Origin of the sequence: Tsukamurella paurometabola, assembly GCF_900631615.1 — a bacterium.
Taxonomy (GTDB): Bacteria; Actinomycetota; Actinomycetes; order Mycobacteriales; family Mycobacteriaceae; genus Tsukamurella; species Tsukamurella paurometabola_A.
The window spans coordinates 1,363,906-1,383,940 of the sequence record NZ_LR131273.1 but is presented as its reverse complement, the minus strand read 5'-3'; the positions used below and the strand labels follow the sequence as shown (position 1 = coordinate 1,383,940).

Genomic DNA, 20,035 nt, shown 5'->3' with positions numbered 1-20,035 from the left:
CACACCCCGCCGCCACAGTGGTGCCCATGCAGGAGAAACTCAGAGACATAGCGCGTTTCGACGGGCCGTCGTCGATCGTCGTCTTCCTCGTCGCACTGCCACTGTCCCTCGGCATCGCGCTCGCATCGGGTGCGCCGCTCATGGCGGGTCTGATCGCGGGTGTGATCGGCGGCGTCGTCGGCGGGCTCATGGGGGGCTCGCCGCTACTGGTCAGCGGCCCCGCCGCGGGTCTCACCGTGGTGGTGGCCGAGCTGATCGCGACGTTCGGGTGGAAGGTGACCACCGCGATCACGGTCGCTGCGGGGCTCGTGCAGATCGGACTGGGGCTCAGCCGGATCGCCCGTGCCGCGCTGGCGATCTCGCCGGTCGTGGTGCACGCGATGCTCGCCGGCATCGGCGTGACCATCGTGATCCAGCAGGCCCACGTCCTGCTCGGCGGGTCGTCGCGCAGCTCGGTGCTGCAGAACCTCATGGACCTGCCGTCGCGGATCGGTTCGCTCCATTGGCCGGATCTCGCGGTCGGACTGGTGGTGATCGTGGTGATGGTGCTGTGGCCGAAGCTGCCCGCGAAGTGGCGGCGCGTCCCCGGCGCGCTCGTCGCCGTCACGGCGGCGACGGTGCTCTCCCTCGTCGTCCCGATGAACGTCGAGCGGATCCGCCTGAACGGCTCCATCATCGACGCCATCGGCCTGCCGGAGATGCCGACGGGCAACTGGGGCGCGGTCGCGCTCGGCGTGCTCACCGTCGCGCTCATCGCCAGCGTCGAATCCCTCCTCTCCGCGGTCGCCACCGATCGCATGCACGACGGTGCCAAGACGAACCTCGACCGCGAACTCGTGGGCCAGGGGGCGGCCAACACCGTCTCGGGCCTGCTCGGCGGCCTGCCCGTCACGGGTGTCATCGTCCGGAGCGCGACCAACGTGGCCGCCGGTGCGCGCACGAAGTGGTCGGCGGTCCTGCACGGCGTGTGGCTGCTCCTCTTCTCCGTCGCGCTGTCGGGCCTGGTCGAGAAGATTCCCACGTCGGCCCTCGCCGGCCTGCTCATCGTGATCGGCGTCCAGCTGGTCAAGATCTCGCACATCCGCACGGCCCGCCGCACCGGCGACCTGCTCGTCTACGCCGTCACCATCGGCGGCGTGCTGTTCCTCAACCTCCTCGAGGGCGTGCTCGCGGGGCTCGTCGTGGCGCTGGTCCTGGTCCTGTGGCGCGTCGCGCGGGCCCACATCGAGGCGGTCGTCGACGGTGCCGGGCGCTGGCACGTCACGGTCGACGGGACGCTGTCCTTCTTCTCGCTGCCGCGCCTGACGCGGGTGCTCGCCACCGTTCCGCCGGAGCAGGACGTCGCGATCGAGCTCACGGTCGACTTCCTCGACCACGCCGCGGCCGAGGAGATCCAGGAGTGGGCGCGGCGCTACCGCGCCGCGGGCGGCACCGTCACCGTCGACGACCTGGGCGGCGCGGCGCTCGACGCGGCCGCGACCCGGACGCCCCGTCGCACCACCGAGCGCCCGGCCGAGCGCGGCCTGCTGCCGTGGCGCGCGCACGCCCGCGGCGGCCTCGCCGACGGCATCGCCCGCTACCACCGCCGGCACGCCGCACTGCTCAGCGACGACTTCGACCAGCTCAGCGGTGGTCAGCGGCCCGAGGCGCTGTTCCTGACGTGCGCGGATTCGCGGGTGGTGCCCAACGTCATCACCGGCAGCGGACCGGGCGACCTGTTCACCGTCCGCAACGTGGGCAACCTGGTCCCCGCCCCGGACACCGACCCGTCCCTGGAGGCGTCGCTGGCCTTCGCCGTCCACGAGCTGTCGGTGCGCCAGATCATCGTCTGCGGCCACTCGTCCTGCGGCGCGATGGGCGTCGCGCTCTCGTCGCCCGCGGTGTCGCCGTCGATCGAGCGCTGGATCGAACACGCCGCGTCGTCGACCGCGGCCTTCCGTTCGGGGCACCCGGTCCGCGCCGCGGCGGCGGACCTGGGCTTCGACACCGCCGACCAGCTGTCGCTGGTGAACGTCGCCGTGCAGGTGGCGGCGGTGGCCGCGCACCCGCTGGTGCGGGAGGAGGTCGCCGCGGGGCGGGTCGAGGTGATCGGGCTGTTCTTCGACATCGCCTCGGGCCGGGTGCTGCGCGTGACGGACACGTCGATCGTCGAGGCGGACACCCTGGCCCACGCCTGACGGAGCGCCGGGCGCGGCGCCGCGGGCCACCGCCGCGGCGCCGTCGTCCGGTGCCGGACCGGCCGGGGATTGCGACACGGCTGTGACATTCGTGGGGCGGAACGGAGGCGGCCGGGCGACGATGGGGGACAATGCTCGGCGTCATGTTCGCAACCACACGCCCCTGGACCGCCGCGACGACGGCCGTCGTCACCGCGCTGGCCCTCGCCGGGCTCTACCTCGCGGTGGTCGGCACCGCGGCCGGCCAGGTCGTCGACCACGAGCTCATGCGGATGGTCTCCGCCGCGTTCGGGGTGGAGAACCCCGTCGAGGGCGCGCTCGGCCGCTATCAGCTCCCGATGCTCGCGGTCGGCGGCCTCCTCGTCGCCGCGGTCGTCGCGAGCCGCCGCTCGAAGACGGTCGCCGTCTCCGCCGCGCTCGTCCTGGCCTCGACGGTCGCGAGCGCCTTCGTGCTCAAGGCGCTGCTGGAGCGGCCCTCCTTCGGCGTCGGGCCGGAACTGAACTCCTTCCCGTCGAACACGGTGGCCGTGGTCGCCGCGCTCGCGGTGATCCTGGTCGGCTCGGCGGCCCGGCGGTATCGGGCGGCCGCGCTGCTCGTCGCCGTCGCGGTCGGAACCGTCGTGTCGGTCCTCGTCGTGGCGCAACAGTGGCACCGGCCGGGCGATGTCCTGGGAGCATGGTTGGTGGCCGTCGGCGCCGCCGCGGTGGTCCGGGTCGGTCAGGCCGCCTGGGCGTGGACCTCCGACGTGGAAGGGAGCCTCACCGGTGGTCAGACTGCTGCTCATCGAGGATGACCCCGCGATCGTCGACGCGCTGACGCTCTCGCTGGGCCGGCTCGACCACGCCGTCGAGCACCTGACTGCCGCAGGGGAGGACCTCGAGGAGCGGGTGGACGCGGCCGACGCGGTGATCCTCGACGTGGGCCTGCCCGGCGAGGACGGCTTCGCCGTGTGCCGCCGGATCCGTCGCGCGAGCTCCGTCCCGATCCTCATGCTCACGGCCCGTTCGGACGACATCGACACCGTCGCCGGGCTGGAGGCCGGTGCCGACGACTACGTGGTCAAACCGGTCAGCCCCCGCGTCCTCGACGCCCGGATCAAGGCCGCCCTCCGCCGGTCCGCGCCGCCCGCGGACCCCGCCCCGGCACCGTCGAGCGAGGCGCCGGCACCGTCGAACGACGGCCCGCTGACCGTCGACCGGGCCGGTGCCGAGGTGCTGCGCGACGGTGTGCCCCTGCCGCTCACGCCCACCGAGAAGCGGCTGATGTACGCCTTCGCCGACCATCCGGGCCAGGTGCTCAGTCGCGAGCAGTTGCTCGCGATGGCCTGGAACCAGGACTTCCTCGGCGACTCCCGGCTGGTGGACAACGCGATCCTGCGGCTCCGGCCCAAGATCGATCCGCCCGACGGGAACAGCCACATCGAGACGGTGCGCGGCTTCGGCTACCGGTTCCGGCCGGCGCCATGAGCGGGCGCGGGCGTCCGGCGGTCATCGCGGGCCTGCGCGCCCGGATCCTCGCGATCATCGTGGTCGTCACGTGCCTGACCGCGGGTGTCACCGGCGTCGCCGTCGCGGTGGTGGTGCGCGACTGGGTGTACCAGGACGCCCAGGACGCCGTGCTCACCACGTTCCGGCACGACATGGAGAGCTTCGAACGCCAGGGGATGCCCGTGCCGGGGAGCGGCGGGACCTCGCCGGGGGGTCGATCGAGCGTCGGGGAGTTCATCCCGGGCGACTACACCGTGGAGGTCGACGGCGCGACCGTCCGCCAGGGTTCCGCGCCGCCGCAGGTCTTTCCCGCGGCCATGCGGCGCGAGCTCGAACGAGTGCCGTCGCTGTACCGCTTCCAGCGGCTGCCGGAGGGGAAGGTGCTCGTCGCGCACAGCGTGCCGCGGCCGACGATCTTCGACGCCGAGAGCGTCGTGGTCTACGGCGTGCAGCCGCTCGAGGACGTCGGGGCCCGGTTGAACCGGCTCACCCTGCTGGTCGTCGTCGCGGTGGCCGGGAGCGCCCTGCTCGGCATCCTCGTCGCGCTGGTGGTCGCGCGCACGGTGACCAGGCCGCTCAGCCGGATCCAGTCCGTCGCGGCGCGCGTCACGGACGGCGACACCGACGCGCGCCTGCCCGCGACCGACGTCACGGAGTTGCGGGACCTCACCGACACCTTCAATTCCATGCTCGACCGCCAGAACGAGTCCATCGACGTGCTCCGCCACCAGGACGCACGGTCGCGGCGATTCGTCGGCGACGTCTCGCACGAGCTGCGGAGCCCCCTCGCGGCACTGGTCCCGGCCGCGGAGGTGCTGCGCGAGGAGGCCGCGGCCCTCGGTCCCGACTCCGACCTGCGCCGCGCCTCGGAACTGGTCGCGTCCGAGGTCGACACACTCGCCGGCCTCGTCGACGACCTGCTCGAGATGACCCGCCTCGATGCCGGCGCCGCCGAGGTGCGGCGCGCGCCCTTCGAGCTGGTCGGGGCGCTGCGCGAGGCCTTCGCGGCGCGCGGCTGGCGGTCCGTCGCGCTCGACGGTGCGCCGCTCACCGTCGAGTCCGACCGGCGCCGTGTGGTCGCGGTGGTGACCAACCTGGTCGGCAACGCCGTCCGGCACGGCGCCCCGCCGGTGACGGTGACGGTCGCCGCCGCGCCCGGCGGCACCGTCGTCGAGGTGCGTGACCACGGGCCGGGGGTGCCTCCGGGGGACGAGGAGCGGGTCTTCGGCCGGTTCGCGAAGGCCCAGGAGGCGCGGTCGCGCGGCGCCGGCGGGGGAGCCGGCCTCGGCCTCGCCATCGCGCGGGACAACGCCCGCCTGCTCGGCGGCGACGTCGATTACCGGCGCGAGGGCACGACCACCGTCTTCCGGTTGTGGCTCGCCCGGTAAATTCGAGGTCATGCGCGTAGCGGTGATCGACTCCGGTTTCGGGATGGTCAACTACGCCGACGCCCTCTCCCGTGTGCGGCCCGACACCGAGCTGGTGTTGGCCCGCGACCCCGACAACATGCCCTACGGCCTGCTCGAACCCGCCCGGATCTCCGAGTGCGTCGTCGCCATGGCCGGCGCCGCGGCCCGGTACGACGTGGACGCGATCATCGTCGCGTGCAACACCGGCTCGATGTACGCTCTGGAGGCGGCGCGCGCCCGGTTCGAGCCCGCGATCCCCGTGGTCGGGGTGGTGCCCGCCATCCGACCCGCCGGTGCGACGGGGCGGCCCTTCGCCGTGTGGGCGACCGCGGCCGCCACGGTGAGCGACTACCAGACGGACCTCATCGACGCCTTCGCCGACCCGTCGCTCGCGCACCGCATCCCGTGCTACGGACTGGCGGAGGCGATCGACTCCGGTGACCCCGCGCGCGTCGCGGCGGCGATCGGGGCGGCAGCGGCCGCCACGCCGGCGGACATCGAGTCCGTGGTCCTCGGATGCACGCATTACGGGCTGGTCAGGGAGCCGATCGTCGCCGCGCTGCGCGAGCGAACCGGCCGGGAGGTCGCGGTCTTCGACTCGCCGGAGCCCGTCGCGCGGCAGACGCTGCGCCGGCTCGGCGTGGAGCCCGGCGGACCATCGGTGCTGGGCGACGTGGTGGCCGTGCTGGAGTCCGGCAGGCCCGGCGCGCTACCGGAGGTCCTCGCCGCGTACCCCGCCGGTCGGCTGCTGCTCGAGCGATGCGGTCGCAGCGCGAAAACGCCGTGACAAAAGAATCGCGATGAGATATATGCATCATCGCAACTCTCCTGTTATCCTGAGAGGGCACTGACCGCAGCTGACTCGCTCGCTGCGGTCAGTAGTCATTTGCAGGGCTTTTCTTCCCAGAAGTTAGCTACGCTTCTCTTAGGTGAAACGTCAAGCGTCTCAGTCGATGAGACGTGCTAGATCCGGGTCCGTCAGGACCGACTCCAGCAGGGCGACTGGGATCGCAACGACCGCGCCCTCGCGGAGCTGTAGGACGAAGAGACTGCCGACGCGGCGGAAGGCCTCGATGTTCTCGCGTGCGATGACGATCGTGTTGATCCGGTTGTCGATGCGGATGCGGGTGGCGTCGCTGCCCGCCGCCCAGCGCGTGCCGGCTCGCAGGACTTTCCGATTCTGGCGCCACGCGGCGAACAGGCAGAGCAGCAGCATTTCGAGGCTCAGGCCGAGGAAGAAGCACCCGCCGATCAGGAGCCCCAGCGGCCAACCGCTACCGGTGGCGATGCAGACCGCGCCCACGACCACGCCGACGACCAGCCCGACGACCAGCGACCGCACCCAGAATCGGCGTTGTCGCAGCACGGATAGGGTCGCGCGGCGGAGGTCCCCGGGCTGGGCAACCCACTCGACCGTGATCGAGGGGATCCGGTCGGCGTCGTCCGGTTGTGCGGCCTGCGGCGTGGAGTGGTCCTGTTGCGGATCGTTCGTCACGGTTGCAGTCTCACACGATCGATATCCAGGATCTGCGATGGGCCGCCCGAAGCCGCACACCGGCGATGGACGCGTGCGCCAGCGCGGCGCCCCGCACCAGCGGTGCGATGCGGCGCCACCGCGGCGTGCGGTCGTGCCTACGCGGCCAGGTCCCGGCGGGTCTCGGAGAAGGCGGCCGCGATCAGGCCCGCTGCGGCGATCACGACGAGCGTGATCGTGGCACCGGTGAGCACGGTGGCACCGGGCTGCGTCGCCACGTGCTTGAACGGCGAGACCTTCGCGACCCAGTCGGGAAGCTTGAGCACGTCCGCGATCATCGTGGTCACGCACAGCGCCAGGACGATCCAGCCCACGGACGACCAGCGCGCCGAGATCGCCCCCGCGAGGGCGGCGATCGCGGTGATCACCCACACGGCCGGCAGCGCGGCCAGCGCGGGGACGATGAGCTGCCGGCCCGCGGTGAGCGAGACGCCCACGCCGAGGGCGAGGCTGACCACCGTCGTCGCGATCACCGCGGCGGTGAGGTGCGAGGCGTACCAGCGCAGTCGCGCCACCGGCGCCGCCAGCAGGTACTCGGCGCGGCCCGAGGTCTCCTCGGAGCAGGCCGTGTTGACGATCGAGATGCCCAGGGCCGCGACCGCCATGCCCATGATGGAGAACTCGGCGCCGAAGAAGACGTCGAGCAGGCTCGAGCCGGAGCCGCCGAGCCGCTCGAGCATCTCGCGGGTGCCGGCGTTGCCCGCCAGTGAATCGATCGCGCTGCCCATGCCGCCGAACGCGAGGCCCACGGCCAGCATGCCGACGCTCCAACCGATGAGCTGGCCGCGGTGCAGCCGCCACGTCAGTGCCTCCACCGAGCCGAGGAGGGCGCTGCCGCGCGCGCGGCCCCGGCCGACGGGGATGAGACCCGCGCCCAGGTCGCGCTGGGCGGCGATCCGCAGTGCCACCGCGGTCAGGACCGCCGTCGCGGCGAGCAGCAGGAGGATCGGCCACGGCCGGTCGTCGGCGAACGGGCGGATCTGCTGCGCCCAGCCGAGCGGTGAGAGCCAGGACTCCCAGCCGGGCTCGGCGGGCAGCGTACCGTCGGTCCGGATGACGGAGACGTCGCCGACGGCCCGGAGCAGGTAGGCGCCGCCGAGGCCCACGGCGAACAGGCCGCGCGCGGCGCGCGCCCCCTCCGTGAGCTGCGCGCACAGGAGGGCGAAGGCGGCGAAGACGATGCCAGTGAACGCCCAGAGTGCGCCGAACATGATGCTGCCCTTGGCGTCCGCGCCCATGCCGACGAGCGTCAGGGCGCTCAGCACCCCGATCGCCAGGCTCAGGGCGGACGTCTCGATGAGCGCCGCGAGCGGGGGCGCGGCGCGGTCGATCGCGGACGAGCCCAGCATCTCCCGCCGCCCCGACTCCTCGTCGGCGCGGGTGTGGCGGATCACCAGCAGGCCGGTGAGCAGGCCGAGCGCGGCCGCCATCATGACGACCATCTTGATCATGCCCACCGCGCCGGTGGTCGCCGAGTACACGGGGCCGAACATCGCCACGAGTGAGGGGTTCTCGCTCGCGGCCCGGGCGGCGGAGTCGAGCGCGGCCCGGTCGGCGTAGTTCGTCTTCGCCGTCGAGTACGCCGAGGCCGCCATCGCCACGTAGAGCAGCAGCCACACCACCAGTTGGATGCGGTCGCGCCGCACCACGAGCCGGAGGGTGGCGCCCAGGCCGGTCATCGCACGGCCCCGGCGGTGTCGTAGTGCCGCAGGAACAGCTCCTCCAGCGTGGGCGGGCGGCTGGTCAGCGACGTGGGGCCCGCGGCGGCGAGCTCGCCGAGGAGCCGGCCGAGGTCGGCGGCCTCCACGCTGAACGACACCCGGTCGCCGTCGGCCTGCAGGTCGTGCACGCCGGCGGTGTTCGTGAGGTCGACGGGGCGCGCCAGCGTCGCCTCGACGCGCGTGCGCGACAGGTGCCGGAGCGAGGCCAGGGAGCCGGTCTCGACGGACGCACCGTCCTTGATGATGGTGACGGTGTCCGCCACTCGGTCGACCTCGGAGAGGATGTGGCTGGAGAGCAGTATCGAGGTGCCGTCGGCCTTGGCCTCGGCGAGGCACTCGGTGAAGACCTCCTCCATGAGCGGGTCGAGCCCGGAGGTGGGCTCGTCGAGGATCATGAGCTCGGCGCGGGCGGCGAAGGCGGCGACGAGCGCGACCTTCTGCCGGTTGCCCTTGCTGTAGGTGCGCGCCTTCTTGGCGGGGTCGAGGGCGAAGCGGTCGATGAGCTCGGTGCGGCGAGCCTCGTCGAGGCCGCCGCGCAGGCGCCCCATGAGGTCGATGATCTCGCCGCCGGAGAGGTTGGGCCACAACGTCACGTCGCCGGGCACGTAGGCGAGGCGGCGGTGCAGCTCGGGGGCCTGGGACCACGGGTCCCCGCCGAGCAGTTCGACGGTGCCCGAGGTCTTCTTCAGCAGGCCGAGGAGGACGCGGATGGTGGTGGACTTGCCCGCCCCGTTGGGGCCGAGGAAGGCGTGGACCTCTCCCGGCGTCACATGGAGGTCGAGTCCGGTGAGTGCGTGAGCGCTACCGAAGGTCTTGGTGAGGCCCTCGACGCGGATGACTTCAGTTGTCATGGCGCTGACGCTACGCCCACTTCACAAATTTGTGAAGTGTCTGAATTATGGCTATCGTGACCTGCATGGATGCGCCGGGCTTCGTGGAGAACATGGCAGCCGCGTTCGTGGACGCGGGTATGCAGCGCATGGCGTCCCGCGTCTTCGCCGCAGTGTTGACCTCGCCGGAGGCGGCGCTCACGCCGTCACAGATCGCTGAAAAGCTACAGGTGTCCGCGGGGGCCGTGTCGGGCGCCGTGCGGTACCTGGAGCAGACGGGCATGATTCGCCGCACGCACGTCCCGGGGTCGCGGCACAGCCTGATCACGCTCGGCGACGACATCTGGTATGAGGCCTTCGCCGCGCGCAACCCGATCCTGGAGCGGTGGCGCGACGTGGCGACCGAGGGGATCGAGGAACTTCCCACCGGCGGCCCGGCGGCGGAGCGCCTGACGGTGATGCGCGACTTCTTCGAGTTCATGATCACCGAACTCCCCGAGCTGATGGAGCGCTGGCGCCAGGTCCGGCTGGAGAAGCACGGGCACTGAGGTCGTACGCGACTGGTTCCGGAGCGAATCGTGGTCCCCCGAGATCGCTGCCGAGTTCGAGGTGCGCCTCGCGCGGGCGCGGGCCCACAACCGGCCGCAGTACCTGCGCATCCAAGGGGGCCACGTGGGGCGGGCGGGGTTCATCGAGCCGGCGCGAGACGTGTGGCACCGAGTGGCCGCGATGGGCCCGACGAGGCTTTCGGCCAATGGCCCAGCGCTGAGTGATCTCCGCCGACTGCGGCGGATCGCGGGCCGACGCTGGTGGCGGCGCGGCACGGCGACCTGATCGGCGGGATACTGGACGCGGCGCACGACCCGCATCCCGCTGCACGAAGGAGTCCTCCCATGACCGCACCCACCCCGCCCGGCGGCACCTTCGACCTCGGTGGTGACCTCACCGTCACCCGATTCGGTTACGGCGCGATGCAACTCGCGGGACCGCACGTCTTCGGCCCGCCCGCGGAGCGCGAGGCCGCGATCGAGGTGCTCCGCGACGTGGTCGACCTCGGCATCACCCACATCGACACCAGCGACTACTACGGCCCGTTCGTCACCAACGAGATCATCCGCGAGGCGCTGCACCCGTACCCGCAGTCCCTGCACATCGTCACCAAGGTCGGCGCCCGCCGCGACGACACCGGTGGCTGGCCGCCCGCGTTGGAGCCCGACGACCTGCGCCGCGCCGTCGACGAGAACCTCGAGCGGTTGGGCCTCGACGTGATCGACGTGGTGAACCTGCGCGTCGGCGACTTCGACACCCCCAGCCCCGGCTCGATCGCCGAGCCCTTCACAGTGCTCGCCGAACTGCAGCAGCAGGGCCTGATCCGGCACCTCGGCGTGAGCACGGTGACCGCGGAGCAGGTCGCCGAGGCGCAATCGATCGCGCCGGTCGCGTGCGTGCAGAACTTCTACAACATCGCCCACCGCGTCGACGACGACCTGGTGGATTCGCTAGCGGCGCAGGGCATCGCGTACGTGCCCTACTTCCCGCTCGGCGGTTTCAGCCCGCTGCAGTCGGACGCGCTGAACGCGGTCGCGGCCCGGCTCGGCGCCACCCCGATGGCGGTCGCCCTCGCGTGGCTGCTGCAGCGCTCGCCGAACATCCTGCTGATCCCGGGCACCTCGTCGATCGTGCACCTGCGCGAGAACATCGCCGGCGCCGCGCTGGAGCTCCCGGAGGACGCGCTCGCCGAGCTGGATGCCATCGGCGCCCGCTGATCTTCGGTGCGTGTCGGTGACCGCACGCGGTCAGTAGTTGCGCGGACCGGTCTCGAAGCGGCCGGCCGCGACCAGCCAGGTCACGACCACGACGGCGATCGGCGTCACGCACAGGATCGCGATCAGCACGTACAACTGCATGACCGCCGCGGCCAGCGGCGACGCGCCGCCCAGCACCATGCCCACGAACGCGCCGGGGATGGTCACCAGCCCGACGGTCCGCGTCTGGTCCAGCGCGGGGATGAGCGCCGTTGCGGCCGCGGCGCGCGCCAGCTCGAGCCGGACGAACAGCGGGTCGAGACCCAGCGCCAGGCCCGCCTCCAGCTCGCCGCGGCGCGCGGTCAGCTCCTCCAGGGCACGCTTCCCGGCGAGCCCCGCACCTGCCATCGCCGCGCCGATCGCGCTGCCCGCCACGGGAATCACCGCAATCCCGCGTGCCGGCAGCACGCCGCTCAGCATCAGCGCCGTCGTGAGCACCGCGGCCGGGCCGGCCACCGCCGCGGTGGTCGCCGCCAGCTCGGACCAGCGCGGGCGGCGCCCCACGATCCGGCGCGCCGCCGTCCACCCCGCCGTGACGCCCATGAGGAGCACGAACGCGGCGGTGAACCACAGGCTCCGCACGATCAGGCTGAGCACCATCCCGAGCACTGCGAGCTGCACAGTCGCGCGGACCGTCGACCCGAGGATCGCGGGGCCGTAGCCCGTGCGCCCGAGCCAGGCCACGGCGGCGCCGGTCAGGGCGAGGGCGACAAGGGCGACGGCGAGCCCGGGCCCCACCGTGAGCAGCTCGCCCGGATCACTTCCGGTCACGTCGTGGAAACCTAGCCGAAACGCGGCGGTGCCGACGGAGGTTGAGCGCATCGATGCAGGTCACGGGCAGTAAGGTTGACCTTCCATTTGGTGATCCGGAGCGCGGAAACTACAGTTTTCGGTACAGCCAACGATGCCTGAGGTGATCCGCAGTCCCCGATCACCGAACCTTGAAGAACCCGTTCCGCCGTGAGGCGCTGCGTAGAGGCAGGTATTCGATGAGCCGATTCGTCCCCCCGGGCCCCCAGGGCCTGTACCACCCCGCGAACGAGCACGACGCGTGCGGCGTCGCCTTCGTGGTGGACATGCACGGACGCAAGTCCCGGGACATCGTCGACAAGGCCATCACCGCCCTGGTCAACCTCGAGCACCGCGGTGCTGCGGGCGCGGAGCCCAACACCGGTGACGGCGCGGGCATCCTGATCCAGGTCCCGGACCGCTTCTTCCGCGAGGTCGTGGACTTCGAGCTGCCCCACCAGGGCGCGTACGCCACCGGCATCGCCTTCCTCCCGCAGGCCGCCGCCGAGGCGACCGCGGCTGCCGAGGGCGTCGAGCGCATCGTCGCCGAGGAGGGCCTCACGGTCCTGGGCTGGCGCGACCAGCCCACCGACGACGGGTCGCTGGGCGCGCTGGCGCGCGACGCCATGCCCACCATGCGGCAGGTCTTCATCGCCGGCACGGACGCCGACGGTGCGCCCCTCTCGGGCATGGACCTCGAGCGCCGCTGCTTCGTGATCCGCAAGCGGGTCGAGCGGGAGCTGGGCACCGACGGCGCGGGCGCCGGCTCGCAGGGCGAGGAGTCGGTGTACTTCCCGTCGCTGTCCGGACAGACCTTCGTCTACAAGGGCATGCTGACCACCCCGCAGCTGCGCGGCTTCTTCCTCGACCTGCAGGACGAGCGCGTCGAGTCGGCGCTCGGCCTGGTGCACTCGCGCTTCTCCACCAACACCTTCCCGAGCTGGCCCCTCGCGCACCCCTACCGGCGCGTGGCCCACAACGGTGAGATCAACACCGTCAACGGCAACGAGAACTGGATGCGGGCCCGCGAGGCGCTGCTCGACGTCTCGGCCTTCGGCGAGGGCGCCGGCGACAAGATCTTCCCGATCTGCACCGAGGGCGGCTCCGACACGGCGCGCTTCGACGAGGTGCTCGAGCTGCTGCACCTCGGCGGCCGCAGCCTGCCGCACGCCGTGCTCATGATGATCCCCGAGGCGTGGGAGCGGCACCAGGACATGGACCCCGCCCGCCGGGCGTTCTACGAGTACCACTCCTCGCTCATGGAGCCGTGGGACGGTCCGGCCTCGGTGTGCTTCACCGACGGCACCGTCATCGGCGCCGTGCTCGACCGCAACGGACTGCGCCCCTCGCGCATCTGGGTCACCAAGGACGGCCTCGTCGTGCTCGGTTCCGAGGTGGGCGTGCTCGACATCGACCACGCCGACGTGGTCTACAAGACCCGCTTGCAGCCGGGCCGCATGTTCCTCGTGGACACCGCGCAGGGCCGCATCGTCTCCGACGAGGAGATCAAGGGCGAGCTCGCCGCGGCCGAGCCGTACCAGGAGTGGCTCGACGAGGGCCTGCTGCGCCTGAAGGACCTGCCCGACCGCCCCCACACCGTGATGGCGCACGACCGGGTCACCCAGCGGCAGCAGATGTTCGGCTACACCACCGAAGAGCTGGACCTCCTGCTCACCCCGATGGCGAAGACCGGCGCCGAGGCGATCGGCTCCATGGGCACCGACACCCCCGTCGCCGTGCTCTCGCTGCGCCCGCGCCTGCTGTTCGACTACTTCCAGCAGCTCTTCGCCCAGGTCACCAACCCGCCGCTCGACGCGATCCGCGAGGAGATCGTCACCGCGCTCGGCGGCACGATCGGCAGCGAGTCCGACCTGCTCAACCCGTCGGCGATCAGCTGCCGCCAGATCCACCTCGAGCAGCCGATCCTCAACAACGACGAGCTGCAGAAGCTGGTCAAGGTCAACGACGACGGCACCCTGCCCGAGTTCCGGTCCGTGGTGATCCCGGGCCTGTACCACGTGGCGGAGGGCGGCAAGGGCCTGCGCGAGGCGCTCGACACCGTGCGCACCCAGGTCTCCGAGGCCATCGACGGCGGCGCGCGCCTGATCGTCCTGTCGGACCGCAACTCGGACCGGCTGCTGGCGCCGATCCCGTCGCTGCTGCTGACCTCCGCCGTGCACCACCACCTGGTGCGCGAGCGCAGCCGCACCAAGGTCGGCCTGATCGTGGAGTCGGGCGACGCCCGCGAGGTGCACCACATGGCGGCCCTCATCGGCTGCGGTGCCGCGGCGGTGAACCCGTACATGGCCTTCGCCACGATCGAGGACATGCACCTCCGCGGCGAGCTCAACGGCACGCCGCTGGAGAAGCTCAACGCCAACTACGTCAAGGCGGCCGGCAAGGGCGTGCTCAAGGTGATGTCCAAGATGGGCATCTCGACCCTGGCCTCCTACACCGGCGCCCAGCTGTTCCAGGTGATCGGCCTCTCGCAGGACGTCGTCGACGAGTTCTTCACGGGCCTGCAGAGCCAGCTCGGCGGCATCGGTCTGGACGAGATCGCCGCAGACGTCGCCGCCCGGCACAAGCGCGCGATGAACGACCGCCCCGAGGAGTTGGCGCACCGCGAGCTCGAGGTGGGCGGCGAGTACCAGTGGCGCCGCGAGGGCGAGTACCACCTGTTCAACCCGGACACCGTGTTCAAGCTGCAGCACTCCACGCGCACCGGGCAGTACAAGGTGTTCAAGGAGTACACGAAGCTCGTCGACGACCAGAGCGAGCGGCTCGCCTCGCTGCGCGGTCTGTTCCGCTTCAACAGCGACCGCCCGTCGATCCCCCTCGACGAGGTGGAGCCCGCGACCGAGATCGTCAAGCGGTTCTCGACCGGTGCGATGAGCTACGGCTCGATCTCGGCCGAGGCCCACGAGACCCTGGCCATCGCGATGAACCGCCTCGGCGGTCGCTCGAACTCCGGTGAGGGCGGCGAGGATCCGGCGCGGTTCACGCCCGACGAGAACGGCGACTTCCGCCGCAGCGCGATCAAGCAGGTCGCGTCGGGCCGGTTCGGCGTGACCTCGCACTACCTGAGCAACTGCACCGACATCCAGATCAAGATGGCGCAGGGCGCGAAGCCCGGCGAGGGCGGCCAGCTGCCCCCGCACAAGGTGTACCCGTGGGTGGCCGAGGTCCGCGGCTCGACGCCCGGCGTCGGGCTCATCTCGCCGCCGCCGCACCACGACATCTACTCGATCGAGGACCTGGCGCAGCTGATCCACGACCTGAAGAACGCGAACCCGCAGGCGCGGATTCACGTGAAACTGGTCTCGGAGATCGGCGTGGGCACCGTCGCCGCCGGCGTCTCCAAGGCGCACGCCGACGTGGTGCTCATCTCGGGCCATGACGGCGGCACCGGCGCAACCCCGCTGACCTCCGTCAAGCACGCGGGCGCGCCGTGGGAGATCGGCCTCGCCGAGACGCAGCAGACGCTGCTGCTCAACGGCCTGCGCGACCGGATCGTGGTGCAGGTCGACGGTCAGCTCAAGACCGGTCGCGACGTGGTCGTCGCCGCGCTGCTCGGCGGCGAGGAGTTCGGCTTCGCGACCGCCCCGCTGGTGGTCTCCGGCTGCATCATGATGCGCGTGTGCCACCTCGACACCTGCCCCGTGGGCGTGGCGACCCAGAACCCGGTGCTGCGGCGCCGGTTCACCGGCAAGCCCGAGTTCGTGGAGAACTTCTTCCTCTACATCGCCGAGGAGGTGCGCGAGCTGCTCGCCGAGCTGGGCTTCCGCACCCTGCAGGAGGCTGTGGGCCAGTCGCAGATCCTCGACACCACCGCGGCGCAGGCCCACTGGTCCGGCGCCAAGGCCGGCAAGCTGGACCTCTCGCCGATCCTGGCGCAGGTCGACTCGCCGTTCATGAAGCAGGACCCGTTCTGCAGCCAGCCGCAGGATCACGGTCTCGAGAAGGCCCTGGACCAGCAGCTGATCTCGCAGGCGCGGGTCGCGGTGGAGACGGGCGCCCCCGTCACCATCGAGACGCCGATCTCCAACGTCAACCGCACCGTGGGCACGATGCTCGGCCACGAGGTGACCAAGGCGCACGGCGCCGAGGGCCTCCCCGAGGACACGATCGACATCACCTTCAAGGGCAGCGCGGGCAACAGCTTCGGCGCGTTCGTGCCGAGGGGCATCACGCTGCGCCTCGAGGGCGACGCCAACGACTTCGTGGGCAAGGGCCTCTCGGGCGGCAAGATCGTGGTCCGCCCGGCGCGCAACGCCCCGGAGGAGTTCGTGGCGGCGGACAACATCATCGCGGGCAACGTGATCCTGTTCGGTGCGACCTCCGGCGAGGTGTACCTCAACGGCAAGGCGGGCGAGCGGTTCGCGGTGCGCAACTCGGGCGCCGTCGCGGTGGTCGAGGGCGTGGGCGACCACGGCTGCGAGTACATGACCGGCGGTCGCGTGGTGGTCCTCGGCGACACGGGCCGCAACTTCGGTGCCGGCATGTCCGGCGGAGTGGCCTACGTCTACAACGCCGACGGCAAGTTCGAGCGCGACCTCAACACCGAACTGGTGGAGCTGGAGTCGCTCGACGAGGCCGACCTCGAGTTCGTCCACGGTGCCGTCACCAAGCACTACGACTACACGGACTCCGCCGTCGCGGCGCGGGTCCTGGCCAACTGGCCCCGGGAGCGTCAGCTCTTCGCCAAGGTGATGCCGCGTGACTACAAGCGCGTGCTCACCGCCATCAAGCGCGCCGAACTCGACGGCCGCAACATCGACGACGCAGTGATGGAGGCCGCTCGTGGCTGATCCGCAAGGCTTTCTGAAGAACAACTCGCGCGAGCTGCCGGTCCGCCGGCCGGTCCCGCTCCGGCTCCTGGACTGGAACGAGGTCTACAAGCCCTTCGACCGGACCACCCTGCGCAAGCAGGCGTCCCGGTGCATGGACTGCGGCATCCCGTTCTGCCACAACGGCTGCCCGCTCGGGAACCTGATCCCGGAGTGGAACACGCTGGCGTACAAGGACCGCTGGCAGGACGGCATCGAGCGGCTGCACGCGACGAACAACTTCCCGGAGTTCACCGGGCGGCTGTGCCCCGCGCCGTGCGAGGCCTCGTGCGTGCTCGGCATCAACCAGGATCCGGTCACCATCAAGCAGGTCGAGGTCGAGCTCATCGACAAGGCCTTCGACGAGGGCTGGGTCTCGCCGCAGCACCCGACCAAGCTGACCGGTAAGAAGATCGCCGTCGTCGGCTCGGGCCCGGCGGGCCTCGCCGCGGCGCAGCAGCTGACCCGCGGCGGGCACACGGTGACCGTGTTCGAGCGCGCCGACCGCATCGGCGGCCTGCTCCGCTACGGCATCCCCGAGTTCAAGATGGAGAAGCGGCACATCGACCGTCGCCTCGCCCAGATGAACGCCGAGGGCACCGTCTTCAAGACCGGCGTCAACGTCGGGGTGGACGTGACCGTCGAGCAGCTCCGCGAGGACTTCGACGCGGTGGTGCTCGCCAACGGCTCGACCGTCGGTCGTGACCTGCCGATCCCCGGCCGCGAGCTGGACGGCATCCACCAGGCGATGGAGTTCCTGCCGTGGGCCAACCGCGCCGCGATCGGCGACGACGTGGTCGACGAGGCGGGCCTGCCGCCGATCCACGCGAAGGACAAGAAGGTCGTCATCATCGGCGGCGGTGACACCGGCGCGGACTGCCTCGGCACCTCGCTGCGCCAGGGCGCGACCAGCGTGCACCAGTTCGAGATCATGCCGATGCCGCCGCGCGAGCGCGCCGAATCCACCCCGTGGCCGACGTACCCGCTCATGTACCGCATCAGCTCCGCCCACGAGGAGGGCGGCGAGCGCGTCTTCTCCGTGAGCACCGAGGAGTTCATCGGTGAGGACGGCAAGGTCACCGGCCTCAAGGCCTACGAGGTGAAGATGGAGGGCGGCCGGTTCGAGAAGGTCGAGGGCACCGACTTCACCCTCGAGGCTGACCTCGTGCTGCTGGCCATGGGCTTCGTCGGCCCGCAGCGCGACGACCTGCTCGACAAGCTGGGCGTCGAGTACAACGAGCGCGGCAACGTCGCCCGCGGCGACGACTTCCAGTCGACGGTGCCGGGCGTCTTCGTCGCCGGCGACGCCGGCCGCGGTCAGTCGCTCATCGTGTGGGCCATCGCGGAGGGCCGCAGCGCCGCAGCCGCCGTCGACCGGTTCCTCATGGGCGATACGGCGCTGCCCGCGCCGATCGTCCCCACCGCCGCGCCGCAGCGGTAACGCACTTCTCGAACCACGAAGGCCGGCTCCCCGTGCGGGAGCCGGCCTTCGGACGTGTGGGGCTACTTGCCCTTGAGCAGGCCGCCCAGGATGCTGCCGAGCACGTTGCCCGCGGCGTTGCCGCCGGCCTGCTGGTTGCCGCCGCCGAGCATGTTGCCCAGGATGCTGCCGAGGACGTCGCCGCCGCTCTGCTGCTGCGGGGCCGGCGCCTGCTCCTGGGGAGCGGCCGTTCCGCCGCTGGTCAGCTTCTTCATCACGAAGCTGATGACGATGGGTGCGAGGATCGGGAGCAGCTGCTTGACCAGGCCGTCGGTGACGCCGGACGAGAGCGGCGCGGCGGCCGCGGCGGCCACGTCGTCGGTCTTCTCGCCGAACAGGCTGGAGACGATCTGCTGGCCGTCGCCGTTGTCGGCGGCCTGGGCGAGATCCGCCGGGGCCTCGGTGGTGTCCTGGGCCTGCAGGCCGGCGAGCAGCGTCGGCACCGTCTGGTTGACGGCCTCCGAGGCGACCTCCTCCGAGACGCCGAGCTGGGCGGCGATATCCGCGAGCGGGATGGACTTGATCAGATCGTCGAGATCGGACACGGTTCTCCTTGGAGGATGTGTGAGGACGCAAATGGCTGCACGAACACCCATAGAGTAGCCGCGCCGTGCGCGGGCGCCCGAAGGAACCCGGATGTGAGGACCGACACGCTTGCGCCCCGAGCACTGGACCCCGGCGCGAGCGAGGAATACAGTATCTGTAACCAACCGTTCCGCATCCAGATCGCACTCGGAGACCGTCGTGAAGCTGCACCGTCGCACCACCCTGCTGGGCTCGAAGGCGATCTCGCGCTTGCGGAACCGCCGGCTCGCGCGGACCCTCGCCGAAGACGGCGAGCGCCTCGTCACCCCGTCGGACCTGCGGGTTCTCCGCGCGGGATAGTCGCGTCCAGGATCAACGCCGCTGTCTGGGCGGGTTGATCCACCATGGCCTGGTGCCCGCTCGGCGCGATCACCGCGTAGCGCGCCCGCAACACGTCGGCCAGTTCCCGCTGCTGTTCCAGCCAGTGGCTCGCCCACGGCGTGCGCCGGCCGGCGAAGGCCGCGGCCACGGTGAACGGGACCCCGGCCGGGAGAGGCGTCCGCGCGCGCAGATCCGCCAATTCGTGGGCCAGGACGGGGTAGCGGCCGTTCTCCAGGAACGCGGCCCGGAAGTACGCCTCGGAGGAGAGGATCTCCGCGTACTCGGGCGGCGGCGCGCCCGCCCCCAGCATCCGGTGCACGAGCGGGCCGAACAGGTTCATCCGCACCGCGGCCGCGGCATCGGCCGAGCGCAGGAGCGCGGTGTCGCGCAGATCACCCGGGACCACCCACCGCGGTGAGGTCTCGACGCTGCCGTCGAGCAGGACGGCTCCCGCTGTGCGGTCCGGGAACTCGCGCGCGAAGGCCTCGACGTAGAAGCTCGCCATGGAGTGCCCGACGAGCACCGCCGACGCGATGTCGAGCGCGTCCAGCAGCTCGCGCAGGCGGGTGACTTCGGAGTCCAGGGTGGGGACGGCACCGTCGGGCCAGGGATCGGAGAGGCCGTAGCCGGGCCGGTCCAGCCGTACGACGGTGCGGCTCGCGGTGAGGAGTTCCGTGACGGCGTCCCAGTCGAACCAGTTCCCGGCCAGGCCGGAGTTGAGCACGACGGGTGGGCCGCTCGCCGGGGCGATCGGTTCATCGACCACCACGTGGGTGCGGGTACCCGCGAGATCGAGCAGCACGCCCCGAGGATAGTCCGGCATGATGGGTCGCGTGAGCGAGGCGATCGACGTGACCATCTCCGACGATGTGATCCGGCTGGGGCAGTTCCTCAAGCTGGCGGGCCTCATCGACTCCGGGGCCGAGGCCAAGGCGGTGATCGCCGAGGGTGAGGTGACCGTCAACGGCGACGTGGACCTCCGGCGCGGCCGGCAGCTCGCCGTCGGCGACGTGGTCGAGGTCTTCGGGCGATCCGCCCGGGTCGCGCGCTGAGCGCTCCGCCGCGCCGGA

17 protein-coding genes are annotated in these 20,035 nt (G+C 71.5%); 11 read left to right on the top strand and 6 right to left on the bottom strand.

The features are described from left to right. Positions 1-26: 26 nt before the first annotated feature. The 5 genes from ELY19_RS06930 (at position 27) to ELY19_RS06910 (ending at position 5,861) form a co-directional block, all read left to right on the top strand. Positions 27-2,177: a SulP family inorganic anion transporter gene (locus ELY19_RS06930; RefSeq protein WP_126195569.1), complete on the top strand. Its 2,151-nt coding sequence runs from the start codon at positions 27-29 to the stop codon at positions 2,175-2,177. A gap of 143 nt (positions 2,178-2,320) precedes the next feature. Beyond that, entirely contained in the window at positions 2,321-2,971 is a 651-nt protein-coding gene (locus ELY19_RS06925; protein WP_126195568.1) for a hypothetical protein, read from the top strand. Continuing rightward, positions 2,943-3,644 carry a response regulator gene (locus ELY19_RS06920; RefSeq protein WP_126195567.1) on the top strand — a complete coding sequence of 234 codons (702 nt, stop codon included), beginning with the start codon at positions 2,943-2,945 and terminating at the stop codon, positions 3,642-3,644. The genes ELY19_RS06925 and ELY19_RS06920 overlap by 29 nt, the downstream gene beginning before the upstream one ends. Continuing rightward, the gene (locus ELY19_RS06915) at positions 3,641-5,053 is read left to right on the top strand and encodes a sensor histidine kinase (protein ID WP_126195566.1); all 1,413 of its coding nucleotides are present in this window, start codon (positions 3,641-3,643) and stop codon (positions 5,051-5,053) included. Before ELY19_RS06920 ends, ELY19_RS06915 begins: the two co-directional genes overlap by 4 nt. Before the next feature lie 10 nt (positions 5,054-5,063). Further along, positions 5,064-5,861, top strand: coding sequence for a glutamate racemase (locus ELY19_RS06910; protein WP_126195565.1), 798 nt, complete (start codon positions 5,064-5,066; stop codon positions 5,859-5,861). A gap of 159 nt (positions 5,862-6,020) precedes the next feature. Here ELY19_RS06910 and ELY19_RS06905 read toward each other — a convergent pair whose 3' ends face one another. The 3 genes from ELY19_RS06905 to ELY19_RS06895 form a co-directional block, all read right to left on the bottom strand. Next, positions 6,021-6,569 (bottom strand): hypothetical protein, encoded by a 549-nt coding sequence (locus ELY19_RS06905; RefSeq protein WP_126195564.1) that lies wholly within the window; start codon positions 6,567-6,569, stop codon positions 6,021-6,023. Between the two features lie 137 nt (positions 6,570-6,706). Beyond that, the gene (locus tag ELY19_RS06900) at positions 6,707-8,287 is read right to left on the bottom strand and encodes an ABC transporter permease (protein WP_126195563.1); all 1,581 of its coding nucleotides are present in this window, start codon (positions 8,285-8,287) and stop codon (positions 6,707-6,709) included. Continuing rightward, positions 8,284-9,180 (bottom strand): ABC transporter ATP-binding protein, encoded by an 897-nt coding sequence (locus tag ELY19_RS06895; protein ID WP_126195562.1) that lies wholly within the window; start codon positions 9,178-9,180, stop codon positions 8,284-8,286. Before ELY19_RS06895 ends, ELY19_RS06900 begins: the two co-directional genes overlap by 4 nt. A gap of 47 nt (positions 9,181-9,227) precedes the next feature. Here ELY19_RS06895 and ELY19_RS06890 point away from each other — a divergent pair, with 47 nt between their 5' ends. Continuing rightward, entirely contained in the window at positions 9,228-9,707 is a 480-nt protein-coding gene (locus tag ELY19_RS06890; protein ID WP_197715994.1) for a GbsR/MarR family transcriptional regulator, read from the top strand. Between the two features lie 345 nt (positions 9,708-10,052). Then, entirely contained in the window at positions 10,053-10,925 is an 873-nt protein-coding gene (locus tag ELY19_RS06885; RefSeq protein WP_126195561.1) for an aldo/keto reductase family oxidoreductase, read from the top strand. A 30-nt stretch (positions 10,926-10,955) separates the two neighbouring features. Here ELY19_RS06885 and ELY19_RS06880 read toward each other — a convergent pair whose 3' ends face one another. Then, positions 10,956-11,735, bottom strand: a complete 780-nt coding sequence (locus tag ELY19_RS06880; RefSeq protein ID WP_227966637.1) for an ABC transporter permease — start codon at positions 11,733-11,735, stop codon at positions 10,956-10,958. Between the two features lie 218 nt (positions 11,736-11,953). Between ELY19_RS06880 and gltB the strand changes: the two genes are divergently transcribed. Beyond that, positions 11,954-16,561 (top strand): glutamate synthase large subunit, encoded by a 4,608-nt coding sequence (gltB, locus tag ELY19_RS06875; protein WP_126195559.1) that lies wholly within the window; start codon positions 11,954-11,956, stop codon positions 16,559-16,561. Further along, positions 16,554-18,020 carry a glutamate synthase subunit beta gene (locus ELY19_RS06870; RefSeq protein ID WP_126195558.1) on the top strand — a complete coding sequence of 489 codons (1,467 nt, stop codon included), beginning with the start codon at positions 16,554-16,556 and terminating at the stop codon, positions 18,018-18,020. Before gltB ends, ELY19_RS06870 begins: the two co-directional genes overlap by 8 nt. A 62-nt stretch (positions 18,021-18,082) precedes the next feature. On the opposite strand, the gene ELY19_RS06865 is transcribed toward ELY19_RS06870, so the two are convergent. Beyond that, positions 18,083-18,604 (bottom strand): DUF937 domain-containing protein, encoded by a 522-nt coding sequence (locus ELY19_RS06865; protein WP_126195557.1) that lies wholly within the window; start codon positions 18,602-18,604, stop codon positions 18,083-18,085. A 199-nt stretch (positions 18,605-18,803) separates the two neighbouring features. Here ELY19_RS06865 and ELY19_RS23395 point away from each other — a divergent pair, with 199 nt between their 5' ends. Continuing rightward, entirely contained in the window at positions 18,804-18,944 is a 141-nt protein-coding gene (locus ELY19_RS23395; RefSeq protein WP_164711540.1) for a hypothetical protein, read from the top strand. Here ELY19_RS23395 and ELY19_RS06860 read toward each other — a convergent pair. Further along, a complete protein-coding gene (locus tag ELY19_RS06860; RefSeq protein ID WP_164711539.1) occupies positions 18,907-19,767 on the bottom strand; it encodes an alpha/beta fold hydrolase in 861 nt (286 codons plus the stop codon). The two genes, ELY19_RS23395 and ELY19_RS06860, sit on opposite strands and share 38 nt — an antisense overlap. Positions 19,768-19,789: 22 nt before the next feature. On the opposite strand from ELY19_RS06860, the gene ELY19_RS06855 reads away from it, so the two are divergent. Then, complete coding sequence (locus ELY19_RS06855; protein WP_227967285.1) at positions 19,790-20,017, top strand: RNA-binding S4 domain-containing protein; 228 nt, start codon at positions 19,790-19,792, stop codon at positions 20,015-20,017. The last annotated feature ends 18 nt before the right edge of the window (positions 20,018-20,035 follow it).

What these genes read in the sequence shown, in the direction of transcription:
- ELY19_RS06890 (WP_197715994.1), top strand. Translation starts at nt 9,228, where the DNA reads ATGGCTATCGTGACCTGCATGGATGCGCCGGGCTTCGTGGAGAACATG.
- ELY19_RS06915 (WP_126195566.1), top strand. Translation starts at nt 3,641, where the DNA reads ATGAGCGGGCGCGGGCGTCCGGCGGTCATCGCGGGCCTGCGCGCCCGG.
- ELY19_RS06930 (WP_126195569.1), top strand. Translation starts at nt 27, where the DNA reads ATGCAGGAGAAACTCAGAGACATAGCGCGTTTCGACGGGCCGTCGTCG.
- ELY19_RS06855 (WP_227967285.1), top strand. Translation starts at nt 19,790, where the DNA reads ATGGGTCGCGTGAGCGAGGCGATCGACGTGACCATCTCCGACGATGTG.
- ELY19_RS06900 (WP_126195563.1), bottom strand. Translation starts at nt 8,287, where the DNA reads ATGACCGGCCTGGGCGCCACCCTCCGGCTCGTGGTGCGGCGCGACCGC.
- gltB (WP_126195559.1), top strand. Translation starts at nt 11,954, where the DNA reads ATGAGCCGATTCGTCCCCCCGGGCCCCCAGGGCCTGTACCACCCCGCG.
- ELY19_RS06895 (WP_126195562.1), bottom strand. Translation starts at nt 9,180, where the DNA reads ATGACAACTGAAGTCATCCGCGTCGAGGGCCTCACCAAGACCTTCGGT.
- ELY19_RS06925 (WP_126195568.1), top strand. Translation starts at nt 2,321, where the DNA reads ATGTTCGCAACCACACGCCCCTGGACCGCCGCGACGACGGCCGTCGTC.
- ELY19_RS06885 (WP_126195561.1), top strand. Translation starts at nt 10,053, where the DNA reads ATGACCGCACCCACCCCGCCCGGCGGCACCTTCGACCTCGGTGGTGAC.
- ELY19_RS06910 (WP_126195565.1), top strand. Translation starts at nt 5,064, where the DNA reads ATGCGCGTAGCGGTGATCGACTCCGGTTTCGGGATGGTCAACTACGCC.